The 15,512-nt window shown below is 35.6% G+C and carries 13 protein-coding genes; all 13 read right to left on the bottom strand.

The window, feature by feature from the left end; all coding sequences use genetic code 11:
• Positions 1-53: 53 nt before the first annotated feature.
• The 13 genes from ACHUFM_RS07175 to rfbB all read right to left on the bottom strand — a co-directional run bounded on the left by ACHUFM_RS07175 (position 54) and on the right by rfbB (position 15,422).
• Complete coding sequence (locus ACHUFM_RS07175; RefSeq protein WP_394180950.1) at positions 54-1,169, bottom strand: hypothetical protein; 1,116 nt, start codon at positions 1,167-1,169, stop codon at positions 54-56.
• A gap of 64 nt (positions 1,170-1,233) precedes the next feature.
• On the bottom strand, positions 1,234-3,150 hold the full coding sequence (gene asnB, locus ACHUFM_RS07170; RefSeq protein WP_394180948.1) for an asparagine synthase (glutamine-hydrolyzing): 1,917 nt from the start codon (positions 3,148-3,150) through the stop codon (positions 1,234-1,236).
• Complete coding sequence (locus ACHUFM_RS07165) at positions 3,150-4,262, bottom strand: glycosyltransferase family 4 protein (RefSeq protein ID WP_394180946.1); 1,113 nt, start codon at positions 4,260-4,262, stop codon at positions 3,150-3,152. Before ACHUFM_RS07165 ends, asnB begins: the two co-directional genes overlap by 1 nt.
• Positions 4,259-5,365, bottom strand: coding sequence for a glycosyltransferase family 4 protein (locus ACHUFM_RS07160; protein WP_394180944.1), 1,107 nt, complete (start codon positions 5,363-5,365; stop codon positions 4,259-4,261). Before ACHUFM_RS07160 ends, ACHUFM_RS07165 begins: the two co-directional genes overlap by 4 nt.
• A 22-nt stretch (positions 5,366-5,387) precedes the next feature.
• Positions 5,388-6,281: a glycosyltransferase family 2 protein gene (locus ACHUFM_RS07155; RefSeq protein ID WP_394180942.1), complete on the bottom strand. Its 894-nt coding sequence runs from the start codon at positions 6,279-6,281 to the stop codon at positions 5,388-5,390.
• A 34-nt stretch (positions 6,282-6,315) separates the two neighbouring features.
• Positions 6,316-8,112 carry an ABC transporter ATP-binding protein gene (locus ACHUFM_RS07150; RefSeq protein ID WP_394180940.1) on the bottom strand — a complete coding sequence of 599 codons (1,797 nt, stop codon included), beginning with the start codon at positions 8,110-8,112 and terminating at the stop codon, positions 6,316-6,318.
• 5 nt (positions 8,113-8,117) lie between these two features.
• A complete protein-coding gene (locus ACHUFM_RS07145; protein WP_394180938.1) occupies positions 8,118-9,029 on the bottom strand; it encodes a glycosyltransferase family 2 protein in 912 nt (303 codons plus the stop codon).
• Positions 9,030-10,148, bottom strand: a complete 1,119-nt coding sequence (locus ACHUFM_RS07140) for a DegT/DnrJ/EryC1/StrS family aminotransferase (RefSeq protein ID WP_394180936.1) — start codon at positions 10,146-10,148, stop codon at positions 9,030-9,032.
• A gap of 29 nt (positions 10,149-10,177) precedes the next feature.
• Positions 10,178-11,128: a biotin/lipoyl-containing protein gene (locus ACHUFM_RS07135; protein ID WP_394180934.1), complete on the bottom strand. Its 951-nt coding sequence runs from the start codon at positions 11,126-11,128 to the stop codon at positions 10,178-10,180.
• Position 11,129: 1 nt separating this feature from the next.
• Positions 11,130-13,052 (bottom strand): alpha-ketoacid dehydrogenase subunit alpha/beta, encoded by a 1,923-nt coding sequence (locus ACHUFM_RS07130; RefSeq protein WP_394180932.1) that lies wholly within the window; start codon positions 13,050-13,052, stop codon positions 11,130-11,132.
• Positions 13,049-13,462 carry a sugar 3,4-ketoisomerase gene (locus tag ACHUFM_RS07125; RefSeq protein ID WP_394180930.1) on the bottom strand — a complete coding sequence of 138 codons (414 nt, stop codon included), beginning with the start codon at positions 13,460-13,462 and terminating at the stop codon, positions 13,049-13,051. The genes ACHUFM_RS07130 and ACHUFM_RS07125 overlap by 4 nt, the downstream gene beginning before the upstream one ends.
• Positions 13,459-14,340: a glucose-1-phosphate thymidylyltransferase RfbA gene (rfbA, locus tag ACHUFM_RS07120; protein ID WP_394180928.1), complete on the bottom strand. Its 882-nt coding sequence runs from the start codon at positions 14,338-14,340 to the stop codon at positions 13,459-13,461. The genes ACHUFM_RS07125 and rfbA overlap by 4 nt, the downstream gene beginning before the upstream one ends.
• Positions 14,337-15,422 (bottom strand): dTDP-glucose 4,6-dehydratase, encoded by a 1,086-nt coding sequence (rfbB, locus tag ACHUFM_RS07115; protein WP_394180926.1) that lies wholly within the window; start codon positions 15,420-15,422, stop codon positions 14,337-14,339. The genes rfbA and rfbB overlap by 4 nt, the downstream gene beginning before the upstream one ends.
• Positions 15,423-15,512: the final 90 nt, after the last annotated feature.

The following is a 15,512-nucleotide window of genomic DNA, read 5'->3' as shown; positions in this document are numbered from 1 at the left end:
ATCTTTTTAAATTCATTAATTAAAAACCCAGGGGATCAGTAAAAACTGATAATTTATGAGTTTTCTTTTCCAACACTTAAATTTACTTTAGCTCCATATTTTTTAAATAATTCATATGAAAGACCAACGACTACAAAAACGAAGAACGTGAACCTATATCTGGCTGCAGTACCAAAGTTGAAGACTACAAGACCATATATTGTCATTGAAAATAAAAAATATAAAAGCCAAGTAACTGTAATGTATCTATCCTTCTTAAAGGAAAAATAAAAGACAAACAACAAAACAACAACAACAACAATATTTTCAAAACTCTGTATAACTTGGAACCCCCCATTAACTTCCCAAGGCAAGGGCTTAAAAATAAAGTAAGGAGCAGATTTTAGGCCTAAAATAAAAAACTCCAGCAAACCAGATATATTAACATAAGCCCCCACATCATTTCCGTCCTCAACAAACATTGCATACCTATAATAGTCAACTACCTCAATAATTTGATTAACAAAAGGAGCAAAAAGAAACAAAACCAGCAAACACAAAAAAAATCTAAACCTGTAAAAAAAAGTTCCTTCTTTCCTCAAAAGAAAAATAAAAAGAAAAACCAACAACAAAAAAAAATTCTGAAACTTTAGAAAAAAAAGTGGAATGGAAAATAAAAAAAATCTAAAAAACTTACCATCAATCAAATAAATCATGGAAACTATCATAAAAAAAGTTATTATAGTCTCACGCAAACTTAAAGATGTATAAAGAATTAAGCTTGGGTATATCAGTAAGAAAACGATTGGAAAACCCCTCATTTTTTTACTCACGTAAAGCCATAGAACTAAAGACGTAAATATAAATCTATTAAAAAAACCTAAGCTTTTTATTGTCTCAACAAAAGGCAATGGAACAAAAGAAAGAATCCACCCAGAGACTTCGATTGTATTTGACCTATTCGCATAATCCAAGTTAAAGCTTCGTAAACTCTTAACCACTTCGTAATATTTAAACTGATCAGGCATATATGAAGCAGGAAATAAAAAATCATTTAAAAAATAGGGAAAAAAAGCACTTAATGATAGTAAAAGGGCAACCCAACCAGGTATTGACTTTAACAAATAAAAAAATAAAATAAAAATCAAAACACCAATAAGATTTGGAAGATCCAAAAAAAAATCAAACATAAACTTTTACTCTAGGCATTTATAGATTTTAAATATTCTATAGCATGAAACACAAAGCAGAATATCAATTTTCAGAATCCAACCAAGCCTGAAAAATTAATACGGCCCACAGTTGGGTTTGCCAGTTTCTTTTACCAGAGACATGTTCTTGCCATTTTCGATGCACAACGGAAACATCAAAAAAGCCCTGATCATGTAGTCGATTTTTATCTAATAAATTTTCAGCCCAGTCTTTTAATGGACCTCGCAACCATTCAGCTAAAGGTACACCGAAGCCCATTTTAGGACGCTCAATAAGCTCCTCAGGTACATGTTTGTACAAAACTTCTCGTAGGACCCATTTTCCTACACCATCACGAATTTTATATTCTAGTGGAAAGGATGCTGCAAGTTCAATAACGGATGGGTCAAGGAAAGGTACACGAGTTTCCAAAGACACAGCCATTGCAGCACGATCCACTTTAGTTAAAATATCTGTTGGTAAATACCCAACCATATCTCGTGCCATCATACTTTCTATAGTTTTTAAAAAACTAAGGTCCACTTTATCTAGTATCACCTTTTTTTTATTTTTTAACCATTCTTCAGGTTCATCAATACCTGATATTAATCTGTCATATAATTCATCAACATTTTTGCTAGACAACACTCTAGCACCTTTATGAAGCTTATCGCCTATTTTTATCTGTGGTTTATTAGAGGGATTTATAATATTAAGTAATTTAGACCAATGCTCGGGAGAAACAGATTGAATTCCACTGCTAACTAACTTACGTAACGGCACTGGGATCGGCGATAAATATTTCCAAATATTGTTCGTCATAGTGTAACGGTTATAACCACCAAATAACTCATCTCCTGCATCGCCAGATAGGCTTACTGTGACTTTTTTCTTAGCAATTTGAGAAACCAAATATGTTGGAATTTGAGAGGAATCAGCAAATGGTTCGTCATAAATGTATGGAAGTTTAGGAATAACATCTAAAGCATCTTGACCTGATACATACATGTCGTAATGCTCAGTGCCCAAATGCTGGGCAACAGCACGTGCATGCTCAGCTTCGTTATAGGCTTTGTCGTCAAAGCCAATAGAAAAGGTTTTTATTTTTTTCATTGATTGTGCTTGCATCAGCGCCACAATAGCGCTTGAGTCAACTCCGCCAGACAAAAAAGCACCAAGTGGAACATCGGCACTCATTTGCAAAGCAACCGCGCTTTTTAAAGTTTTTTCTAATCGGACTACCGCATCATTTTCTGTGCCGCTGAAAGGGCTCTTCATTCCGCTTCTTTGCACTTCAACTGTTGACCAATAAATAGATTTCTTTACCGAGTCATCACCTAATTGAACGCTAGCAATACTTCCAGGCTCTAATTTATAAAGGTTTTCATAAATAGAATAAGGCGCTGGAATAGCGTTATAACGAAGATATAATGCTAGCGCATCATGGGAAATCGAGTTATTGAATTTTGGCAATGTTTTAAGGGCTTTTAATTCTGAAGAAAACACAAAATTACCATTAACCCAACCATAATAAAGTGGTTTTTCCCCCATTCGATCACGTGCGAGTGATAACGTGCCACTTTGCTTATCCCACAAAGCAATGGCAAACATACCTTTGCTCTTCTTTAAGGTGGCTTCTAATCCCCATAGCTCAATCGCTGCCAATAATGTTTCTGTATCCGAATGACCGCGCCAAAAATTGAAACCGCACGTCTCTAGTTCAGCACGCAACAAATGATGATTATAAATTTCACCATTAAATACTAATACATAGCGCTCTGACGATGATTCCATAGGCTGATGCCCTGCTGGGCTTAAATCCACGATAGATAATCTTGCATGCGCTAAACCGATACCCGCACTTTGATCAAACCAAATGCCTTGATCATCAGGCCCACGATGCCGAATTGCATTAACCATATTAGATAAATCAATATCAGGCGAAGTGTACTTCCCTAAAAAACCTACTATTCCACACATTATTTTATCTCGCCTTCTATTTCTTTATAAATATCTTTATATCGTGACACCATTTGTTCAACAGAGTACTTATCAACTATACGCTGATGAAGCGACCATCCGAGTTCATTTCGTTCATCTGCGCTTTTTTCCAATATACCAATAAGTTTATTAGCTAAATCCATAGAATTATCAACTTCAGCAATAGGTACATATTCCCCACCTAAAATAGCAGCATCACCTGCATCAGTGGAGACACAAGGAACACCTGCTAACATAGCTTCTCCCAATACATTGGGAAACCCTTCACTGCGTGAAGGCAAACAAAAAACATCCATTATTTTTAAACACACCATCACATCGGAACGTTCACCTGCTAAGATAAAATTTTCAGGGTGAGATGTTTGAGTAATCCACTCAGTAATTTGCAAATTAGACGCCTCCAAGCCACGGCCAACCATTAAAAATTTTATTTCTGGAAACTGTTTTAAAATTAATCCAGCAGCGCCTATAAAAGTATCCTGTCCTTTATCTTGAGAAAAGCGACCAACACAGCCAATAACAAGCGCACTTTGTGTTAAACCAATTTCTTGCTTTAATGCATGAACATCGCTAGGCGAAACGTAATGTCCGCCTAGGTCAAAACCATTAGGTATGACTTCCATTTTAGAAGCATCATATCCAATTTTAATGTGTTTTTCCTTTGCTTTTTCAGCAACAACAACAATTTTAGTAGGAATCCAATAAGACAGCCAAGCAGATACCTGACGAACAGCAGCTGTAAGATATGAGCCTTTTCTTAACTCTGTTGTACGAATACCCCAAACGACAAAATTCACACCAACTAACTTCGCCGCCATTCCTCCTATCAAATCAGCATGATAAAGCCAAGTCTGAACAAAACTAGGTTTATATTTAATTAATAAAAGACATAATTTGTAGAAAACAAAAGGGAAATTATAGAAATTTAAACCTAAAGATATAACTTCTACTCCAATATTTTGTAATTCCAAACCAACCTTACCAGAAGACTTCAAAGAAATAACTACTGCATTCTTATTTGTTTTTTTTAATAATCGATACAACGTCTTTTCAGCACCACCTGTATCTAAACTAGTAATAATATGAATCATATTTTTTTCTTAATATTTAGTTCATCAAAAATGGCATCCCATTTGAAAAGCACAGCACTGGAAGAGTATTTATTGATGACAGATAAATAAGATTTTCTACTATAATTTTCTATTTCATTTGGGTTATCAATAAAATTCTGAAGCGCATTAGACAATCCATCTATATCATTCATTTCAACTAATACACCAGATAAACCATAATCAAGCATCTCAGATGGACCGGACGGTGTTTTATAACTTATTACTGCACACCCTAAACTCATCGCTTCTAGTAATGAGTTGGGAAAACCTTCGTACAATGAAGCCATACAAAATATTCTAGCTCCTTTATATACAGAATCAACATCAATTACTGCACCATTCAGAAAAACACAGTCATTCAAATAATATTTATCAATTAAACTTTGCAAATATCCTTTCTGCGGTCCATCACCATAAATTTCTAAAATCCAACCTTTTCTATCTACTTTATGAAAAGCCTCAATAATATGATCAATCTGCTTATCTTTATCCAATCTACCCATTGAAATGATTTTTTTTTCAGAGGAACAACATTCGTAAAATGAATTTTTCTCTATCTTTGATGATATCGGATTTCCAACAACCCCAAGCTTTCTTTTATAAAAGCAAAACCTATCAGATTCTATTTTTTTGAAAAGCTCATTTGTTTGAATCAAAACTTTCGAAGAAAACGGGTAAAGAAAAAAACGAAGCAGCCTAAAAAAGAATGGTAATTTATCAACATATGGATCAGATCTTTCGCATATCAAAACTGGCTTTTTAAGAAAAAACGAAGAAATTAAAGCTATAATATTAACATTAGTAAGAAAAGAGACTACAAAATCAAACTCCCCCCTAACCAAAAAACTTCTTAAAGCAAAAACTCTTTTAAAGTAATTACTTTTTTGATCAATTAATTCATTAAGATAAACTAAATCAACCATATCACTTACATTATAAAAACTCCCACTCCCACCACCTGAAAATGTTGGCATCAATGTAACTTCATATCCTAGTTCCGACCAAGAGTTAGCTAGATATACAGCAACCCTCTCAGCTCCTCCCATATTCAAACTACTCGTTAGTATCAATATTTTCTTCATCAAAAACCCACATAATAAATAATTAAATTTTGATTTTAGAAAAGGAAAAATAGAAAACTAAAGCAGAGATGATATATTTTAGTTTTACATCCAACCTCATAGCCATAAAAACTGTGTTATAGGACTTATCTTTTTTTCGTAAATGCCACATTCTTTCAGATAATATTAATCTCGTGCAATCGTAATACTCGGGATACTTAAAAAAAATTATATTACAACTATTCAAATGATCAATGTCGCCCTGTGTAATACAATCTGATTTATTAGTAATATTGTTTTTATGTCGACGATACCTTCCCAGCACTTCGTCTAAATAATTAATTGTCCCTCCAGACGCAAGAGTTTCCACCCAATAAAGCCAATCCGACGCAACAACCAAAGACTTATCAAAACCATGTTTAGGAGCTTTACATGCTCGCACTAGGTTTGAACAAGCACCATTAAAAGAGCCATACCTTATAGCTGTTTTTATATCTCCACTCAATTTAAATTTATCATTAAAGAAGTAAAGCGTCTTTCCTGTTTCAGAATTAAACACATCCAAGTTATGATAACAAATAGCACAGTCTGGGTTATTTTCCATGTACTCGACCTGCTTGGTTAACTTGCCTGGAAGCATGATATCATCTCCGCCCATCCACGCTATATATTTACCAGAGCAAGCAAAATGTGCTTCATTTGAATTTAGTGTTATCCCTTGATTTTTCTCCGCAAGCCTTAAAACAAACTTATTTGGATACCTAGCTTTGTATTCACACAACATGTTCTGCGTTCCATCAGTGGAGCTGTCATCAGCGATTACAATTTCAAAATTCGAATAATCTTGGGCTAAGCAAGACTCAATACATTCCCGCAAATAATTTTTTTGATTATAGCTAATAATTGCTACACTAACTAACGGCACACCTTGTTTCATTTTAATTTCTCAACATCATTTTCATACTATTAACTCAAGCGTGTTCAGCCATTTCTTTAAACTTTGCATTACAACTCAACAGCTCCTCATAAGTACCTTTATCAACAACTTTACCATCTTCCATCATGTAGATAATGTTACATTTTTTGATTGTTTTTAATCTATGCGCAATCATTACTATCGTTTTTTGACCACAAAAATCATGGATGGCCTCCATAATGATTTTCTCAGTAATGCCATCTAGGGCGCTAGTAGCTTCATCAAATACTAAAACATTAGCTTCATGGTATAATGCCCTAGCAATACCTATGCGCTGACGCTGCCCACCTGACAATTGGACTCCGCGCTCTCCAACTTGCGTATTAACGCCTCTCGGAAGCTGATCAACCAATTCAGTTAAATGAGCTAGCGAAAGTGCTTTTTTAACTTGACTTAAGTCAATCTTGGAAAAGGGCACCCCAAAAGCGACATTCTCGGCAATAGTACCTTCGCTTAAATATATACTTTGTGGAACAAACCCCACTTTATCCTGCCAATTTCGTTTATTGTTTAATGTCAGTTCAACCTCATCAATATACAATTTACCAGACATAGGCGATAACAGTCCTAGCAATAAATCTATCGTGGTAGACTTTCCTGAACCAGATGAGCCAACTATGCCAATAATATTATTAGCAGGCACCACAATATTCACCTTATCTAAAGCAAGCTTATCTTTACCTGGATATTGAAAACAAATATCTTTAAGAACTATCTTCTTTTTTAAGGAAATACAATCCTCAATAGGTTTAATATTAGATTCTGTATTAGTTAAGGATTGATATAAATCATCTTTGATTGCTTCAAAAGCAGCTAAGTTGCCTTTAATTTGCGCCATACCACTATAGACCTGCTGCAACGCTGGCAACAGTTTGAAGGATGCCAACGCATACACCCCCAATATAGGTAGTACAGCCCCGAGCTCCCCTTGATGTAGTTTTATCAAAAATAAAACTAAAATTATCATTGCACCAAAAGCAATTAACTCCATAAAATAACGAGGCACTTGACTTATGGCAAAATTTTCACCTCTTGCACAAGCTAAAGCTCTGCCACTTTTTTTAAATCGTAATATAAAACTTTCATTTCTATTTAATAAAATAACATCTCTTATACCACCAAAACCTTCATTCATTAATCGGAACCGCTCTGTATACACATCAGACATTTCCTTTCCATTATCATCCAATTTCCTTCGTACTAATCTGTACAAAAGGAAATATGATAATGAAAACAATAACAACCCTCCAATAGCCACGATTGGATCATAAATAAAAATGCTAACAGATATAAATATTGCCAACACAAGTTTTGAGTTAATAAGCATCAAAGGTTGAATGATACTATCAGAAACACGAACAGCTTCCGTTGATACTTTTTTCGTTAATGATGCACTACTGCCAATAGAGTGAAATAACCATTCTTGCCGCATATAATACTCATAAAGACGGTCTGCGATTTCAATTCCAACTCTTGCACCATACAAAGAAAGCTTCCAAATAGTTAACATTGAAATTATCGTAGAAAATGCCAATAGTAATAATACACTTAAACCCGTAAAAAAAAGGAAATCCATTGGGTCTTTTAACCCTGACCACAGGTATAAGTTAGAAACAAAACCTGGCTTATCTAGCAGGCTGATATCACCGACTAACGCCATAAATGGGGCAATTGATGCAATACCTAATAGCTCCGTAAAAGCCATAAAAACCACTAATAATTGAAGAATATAAAACTGCTTGCGCTCGGAAGGTAGAAGCACAGAAAAGATTTGCTTAAAAATCATTAACATTTTCTTCACTTCCTTAAAATCTTAAAACATCTAAAGAACTTTATTGATAGAACCAATTTTGCTAATATAAAAAAAGAATTAAAATTAAGAGAAATAAAATTTGAAGCTAGAAAGAACTTCATTGACTTTAACCTTTCACCATCACGCCAAAGGTACTCTGATTGAGAAATCATTATATTTGATATAGCTTTCTCTCTATATTTTTCATCTACAAGACGAGAAGCAACATCAACTCTCATCGGAAATGTCCTCCAATATTTTTTATATGTATTATCATCATGATTTCTATATAAAAAGCATGGTATATCATAATACCCAACACTATAATACTTTAGAGCAACTATAAGCATTGCCCAATCGTCACTTTTAAAGTCATTCCTGATTCTAATAAGATCTTTTAGTAGCTCAATACTAAACAACCCAGATTGAGCTAATGGAGCGCCCCAATCTTGTTTACTAACAAACTCCAGCCCTTTTCCAAGCGCATAGTATTTTTTAAAATCTTCAAGAAAGTACTCGGTTTTTTTATTGCCATCATATATGTACCCCCTAGAATACACGCAATCAAAATTAGAGTTCTCTTCAAGAAACTCAATTTGCCTCTTAATCTTATCCCTACAAATAACATCATCAGAAGCCAAAATTTGCACATAACTACCTTCAGAGCATTTTACACCTAGCTCTATAGAATCATTTATTCCTTTATTAACGCTTTTATATAGGATTTTTATCGACCTATTATCCATATTATAATTCGTATATTTCTCCAAGACTTTCCTTGTTGAATCGGTTGAGAAATCATCAACAACTATTATATCTACGATGCCTTCATAGCTTTGATTTAAACAGCTTTCTATCGCTTCATCGATATAATCAGCATGATTATATGAAGGTATTATCACAGTAACTTTATCCATTTAACCCTCAAAAGCATTAATTATCTCAATAGTTTTTTTGATTTGCTCATCTTCAACCAATGAACTAATCGGCAAGCTAAGTATTTCTTGGTGAATCTTTTCTGTTATAGGATAAACGCGACTTCTCCATTCTTTATAGGCATTTTGTTTGTGAGGCGGTATTGGGTAATGTATAAGCGTTTGAATATTTGCATCGACGAGATAGGTCTGCAACCTGTCACGGTTTACTGTTTGTATAACAAACAGATGAAATGCATGACTAGCTTGGCTTTCTAAGGTTGCACCTGGGCTTATTGGTAATTTTATGGCATGATTGATGAGACTATCCGCATAGGCAATGGCGACTTCACGACGACGTTGAGTTTCTCTGTCTAAGTGGCGAAGCTTTACCCTCAGCATAGCGGCCTGCATTTCATCTAACCGGCTATTTACTCCTTGGTAAAGATTCTCATATTTTTTATAGCTGCCATAGTTACCTAGTGCTCGTATCGTCTGTGCAAGTTCCTCGTCATTGGTCGTCACAGCTCCAGCATCACCTAATGCACCGAGGTTTTTACCGGGATAAAAACTAAAACCACTGGCTTGCCCCCAATTACCAGCCTTTATTTCATTAATACTAGCACCATGCGCTTGTGCTGAGTCCTCTAATACTAATAGTTTGTGGCGCTTAGCAATATCCATAATAGCTGGCATATCTGCCATTTGACCATATAAATGCACAGGTAAAATTACACGCGTCCTTTTTGTTATAGCGGCCTCTGCATTAATAGGACAAATATTATAAGTCAATACATCTGGCTCAACCAGTACAGGCACTAAACGATTCTCAGTAACGGCAAGAATAGTCGCAATATATGTATTTGCAGGTACAATTACTTCATCACCATCTTTCAGTTTCCCCAACTCTTTCCAAGCACGTAACGTTAGCGTGAGGGCATCCAACCCATTAGCTACACCGATACAATACCTAGTACCACAGTAAGCAGCGAACTCTTGTTCAAATAACTTTACTTCCATGCCTTGAATATACCAACCAGAATCTATAACCCTAGCACAGGCTTGAGCCAACTCATCACGATACTGAGTATTTATTGCTTTTAAATCCAAAAAAGAAATCATAATATAACCAACCTAAATTAAATTGAACCTTACATTCTTATTAAAGTTCCTGACTTTATAAATTGATTCCCACTAATTTTTTGTTTTGGTTCAACATGAATACCTGTACCAAACTTGACTTCACTATCAACAAAAACAAAACCTGAAAAAACCACATTTGGCCCAAAGGTACAATGATCCCCTACAATACAATGATGCTCTATATTACAAAATGAAGAAATGAAGTTATTATTTCCCAGCTTCGCTTCAAATCCGATGTGAGTATTTGCCAGAATTATATTACCATATCCAATTGATGCTTCATTAGATACAGATGCAGACGGGTGAATAATATTACAAAATGGAATACTACTAGAAAGCTCTTCATAGAATCTCTTCCTAAAAGCAATATTTGTTGAAACAGATATTATAATCGAATCAAAAAGATCATCATGAAAATCACTTATGATAGTTGATGAGAATACAGGACCAACAACTGGAACATTAAAGGATGATTTTTCATCTTTAAAAAGAACATCATCGTAACAACAAACTACGTTCAATTCATTTGATTTTCTTGTTACATCTAATATTTGTGCAAGCCCAGCTCCTCCACCAATTACAGCGATACGTCTTGGCTCACTTTTATCCTTGAAATAGCTTTTATCTATAATTCTTTTTTCAGTTACAAAAGAATCTTCAAGCAGTATATTTTTATCTAAACTTTCAAAAGAATCTTCAGTAGAAAAACTCTCAAAAAATTTCAATTCTGAATAAATATAAGCTATACAATCATCAACTTTTACATCTTGATCTACTTTAAACAAATACTGTAAATAACCAGAAAAAGGAGATTCAATATCATATACAGCCTTTTCCCCCTCTACACTTAATATCACCTCACCTTCATTAACAAAACTTTTATTCTCAAAATACAGTTCAACAATTTTCACAACATCATCATTAGCACTGTGTCTTTGCACTCTAACATCTTGCTTCATATTACAGCACCTTTAAAATATCTTTATAGGAATCAAGCAAGTATGTCTCACCATCTTTTGCTGCAGGTATAGTTGTAGCGTTTCCAATTGTGGCGACAAGCTCAAATTTCACACTCGACTTACATAATTCGCTAATCATTGCTTCTCCTAATGACAAATTGGAGCTACCTTCTTCAAAAGTTATCAATTTTCCAGTTTTAATTACTGATTTCTTTAGCGGGAGACTATTTACGGGAGAAATAACAGTTGGGCAAACAATTTCAAATTCAGGATCCAGTTCATTATTAATCAACAATTCTTCGATTAATTCTAAAGAATAGCCATAAGTAAAAACTGTATACTTTGGCCTTTTATTCAATGGGGAAATAATAATGGTCCTACTAAAATCATCACTAATTTTTATTCTGTGATTCTCATTTAATTCAAAAAAATCTTTCTTTGAATAGTTTAATTTATGTTCAAAAAGTATCAGAGGCTCACCTTCTTCAAGATACTTCTTAACAATTTCATCTATTGGTGAGTACTTATTAACAAAAGCACAGCTTACTTTTTCAACCCCAAGAAATAGCCTTTCAATGCTTTGAGAGTGTGTTGGTCCGTACCCTCTTCGCCCCCCCATAGGGGACCTAATGACTATGGGCAAGGATATATTAGTCCCGTACATAGTTTTGATTTTTGATATATGCTGAATAATTTGATCCAAAGCAAGGGTCATAAAATCACCGAACATAATTTCTGACACAGCTTGACCACCAGCTAAAGCATAACCTGTAGCAAAACCAACAATTGACTGCTCTGCTATCGGAAAATTAATAACTTTTTCATATTTATCAGATAAATCTAATGATACTTTAAACGCACCGCCATATTGCTTCCCGTTTTCGCTTATTCTATTCCTTATATCTTCACCAACAAAAACTCCATCATTAAACAACACACCTTCTATAATCTCATACAACCGGTCTTTTACTTTTCTATTAAAAAACTCAATCGATTCTAAATTATAATCTATATTCCTGACGTATTCATACCTTGAGACAAATTTAAGATCATCCTCGGACATTAGAGTGTCTACCAAAACTCTAACTTCTGATTTAATCGAATCTGAAATTTCCCTAATAGTTTCATTGTCTCTCATCAGACAATTCAGGACATCATAATCATTCAAATCCTTAATTTCTTGATCTGATCTATTATCATCCCCTTTTGAATGACTCTTTAAACGTCTAGTTTTTATATGTAAAAAAGTAGGCTTCCCTTCACGAACCGCTGAAACACTCGCATCTAGTTTTTTATCTAGCTCTTCCCAATCATCTGTACTAGCTATATCATAACGAATAGAAAAACCTTCAACTCTATTTTTTAGTTTATTTAACTTAAAAAACTCTGTAGGGGTCGATTGTGCCATACCGTTATCTTCACATATAAAAAGAATAGGTAAATCATATATTCCAGACACGTTGAGACTTTCGTATAGAACGCCTTGCCCAAGAGTTCCATCACCTATAAAAATTACTGAGATATTTTCAGTGGATTTTAATTTGTACGCCACTCCAGCAGCAATAGGAGCCATCCCTCCCTGAATACCGTTTGAGAAGAAATTTTTTTCTTTATTATATAAATGCTGACTGCCACCAACCCCTCCTGAACAGCCTTTAGTCTTCCCTAATAACTCCATTATCATACCTTCTAGATCGTCAGTTAAAGCAAGATAATGTGAATGTCCTCTATGATTAGAAAATTTATAGTCGCTACTTTTTAGATATTTTGAAATTAAGACTGAAGTAATCTCTTGACCAATTGAAGTGTGAACAGTTCCCGTCAAATAACCTTCAGAAAAAAGGTCCAAGAGTTTCAATTCAACTTCACGACATAACAACGCCTTTCTAATCTCTTCCCTAAATTTAGAGACAATATTATTCATAATAAACCTTTTTTCTCAATTTGGACTATAAAATCATTATAGCTACGAATATAATCACTTTCGTCATAATGCTCACTGGCTAATACAAGTAATACGCAGTCTTCACTGAAGTCATGCATTTCTCGCCAAACCATATCTTCAATCAAAATACCTTTCGTAGCCAAATCTAGCCAGATTTCTTCACGTTGCCTTCCATCATCCAATACCATGCGACAACGACCCGTTACGCAAACAGCCACCTGCTTTAACTGCTTGTGAGCATGAAAACCGCGTGAAACACCTTCCTTAGTACCAAAGATGCAATAAACACGCTTTAAATCAAAAGGGATAGATTGCTGACTTTCTAATGCCACTAATGAGCCACGATCATCGCCCAGCGGAGGAAATTCTATCCATTTAATTAAGCTCATGCCTCATCCTCAACAAAATTCATTATGTATTCCCCATAGTTATTTTTAAGTAAAGGCTTAGCTAATTGCACTAACTCTTCCTTACCTAGCCACCCTTGATTAAAAGCAATTTCTTCCAAACAAGCTATTTTATAGCCTTGCCGCTTTTCTATGGTTTCAACAAATTGAGCAGCCTCAAGTAAACTCTCATGCGTACCAGTATCTAACCAAGCAAAGCCACGCCCTAGCATTTCTACATTAAGTTTATTCTGTTTGAGATACATTTCATTTAGGCAGGTAATCTCCAACTCACCACGTTCAGATGATTTCACCTGTTTAGCCAACTGAACAACCGAGTTATCGTAAAAGTACAGCCCAGTCACAGCAAAATGAGATTTCGGCTTAACAGGTTTCTCTTCAATCGAAATGGCTTTTTTATTTACATCAAACTCCACAACACCAAAACGTTCAGGGTCATTTACTTGGTAACCAAACACCGTCGCACCTTGACCATTTTTTGCATTATCTACAGCCTGCTTTAACTTAGGCGTAAACCCATGACCGTAGAAAATATTATCTCCCAAGACCAAACACACATCATCACAACCAATAAAGCCTTCACCTAAAAGAAAGGCTTGAGCAAGGCCGTCAGGACTAGGTTGAACCACATAGCTCAAATCGATACCGAATTTAGAGCCATTACCTAAAAGGCGCTGAAAACTGCTTTGGTCTTCCGGTGTAGTAATGATGAGAATTTCTCGAATTCCCGCCAACATAAGCACAGAAAGAGGATAATATATCATTGGCTTGTCATAAACAGGCAGTAACTGTTTAGACACCCCGATGGTAATCGGATAAAGCCGCGTGCCTGAGCCGCCAGCTAGCACTATGCCTTTCATTGTTGAAGCTCCTGCTCTAAAGTGCCCAAGCGCTCTCGCTGATAAGAGCCATCTTGTACGTTATGACACCAGTCTTGATTAGCTAAATACCATTCAACGGTTTTGCGCAACCCAGTCTCAAAAGTTTCCTGTGGTTGCCAATTTAACTCTCTACTCATCTTAAAGGCATCTATTGCATAGCGGCGATCATGTCCTGGCCGATCAGTCACAAAAGTAATTTGTTCTGCGTACTGAACATCTTTAGGGCGAAGCTCATCCAAGATCTCACAAACGGTTTTCACCACATCAATATTTTGCTTTTCGTTATGACCGCCAATATTGTAGGTTTCACCCACCTTTCCTTCTGTTACAACTTTATACAAGGCTCGAGCATGGTCATCTACGTAAAGCCAATCACGTATTTGATCGCCTTTTCCGTAAACAGGCAGAGCCTTACCTTCTAGTGCATTTAGAATGACCAACGGAATCAGCTTTTCAGGAAAATGATATGGACCATAGTTATTGGAGCAATTTGTCACAATTGTTGGAAAGCCATAAGTACGCAACCAAGCACGAACCAAATGATCACTGGATGCCTTGCTTGCAGAATAAGGACTACTTGGTGCATAAGGTGTGATTTCAGTAAATAGCGGTAGATCGCCTGCCATTTCATCAGGGTGTGGCAACTCACCATACACCTCATCTGTGGAGATATGGTGAAAGCGAAATGCGGCTTTACGACTTTCTTCTAAAGTATTCAAATACTCACGGGCCGCTTCCAGTAACGCATAAGTACCGACAATGTTAGTTTGAATAAAATCTGCAGGGCCAGTAATAGAACGATCAACATGACTTTCGGCGGCTAAATGCATCACAGCGTCTGGCTGGTGTGTTTGAAAAACACGATCAAGCGCTGCACTATCGCAAATATCGACCTGCTCAAAAGCATAACGATCTGACTTATCAACATCCGTAAGGCTTTCAAGATTCCCCGCGTAAGTCAGCTTATCGACATTCACCACACTGTCTTGAGTGCTTTGAATAATATGGCGGATCACTGCAGAACCAATAAAACCCGCACCGCCTGTTACTAGAATTTTCATTTGACCTCTTCCATATTTTCTATAGTTATGCCAATTCAGAATTTGTCAGATCACGTCTCGTGCCTTGTCTCATCTAACCTACAAGTGACA

The sequence above is a fragment of the Marinomonas posidonica genome (assembly GCF_043643765.1).
GTDB classification, from domain to species: Bacteria; Pseudomonadota; Gammaproteobacteria; order Pseudomonadales; family Marinomonadaceae; genus Marinomonas; species Marinomonas posidonica_A.
This window is presented reverse-complemented; position numbering and strand designations above follow the sequence as displayed.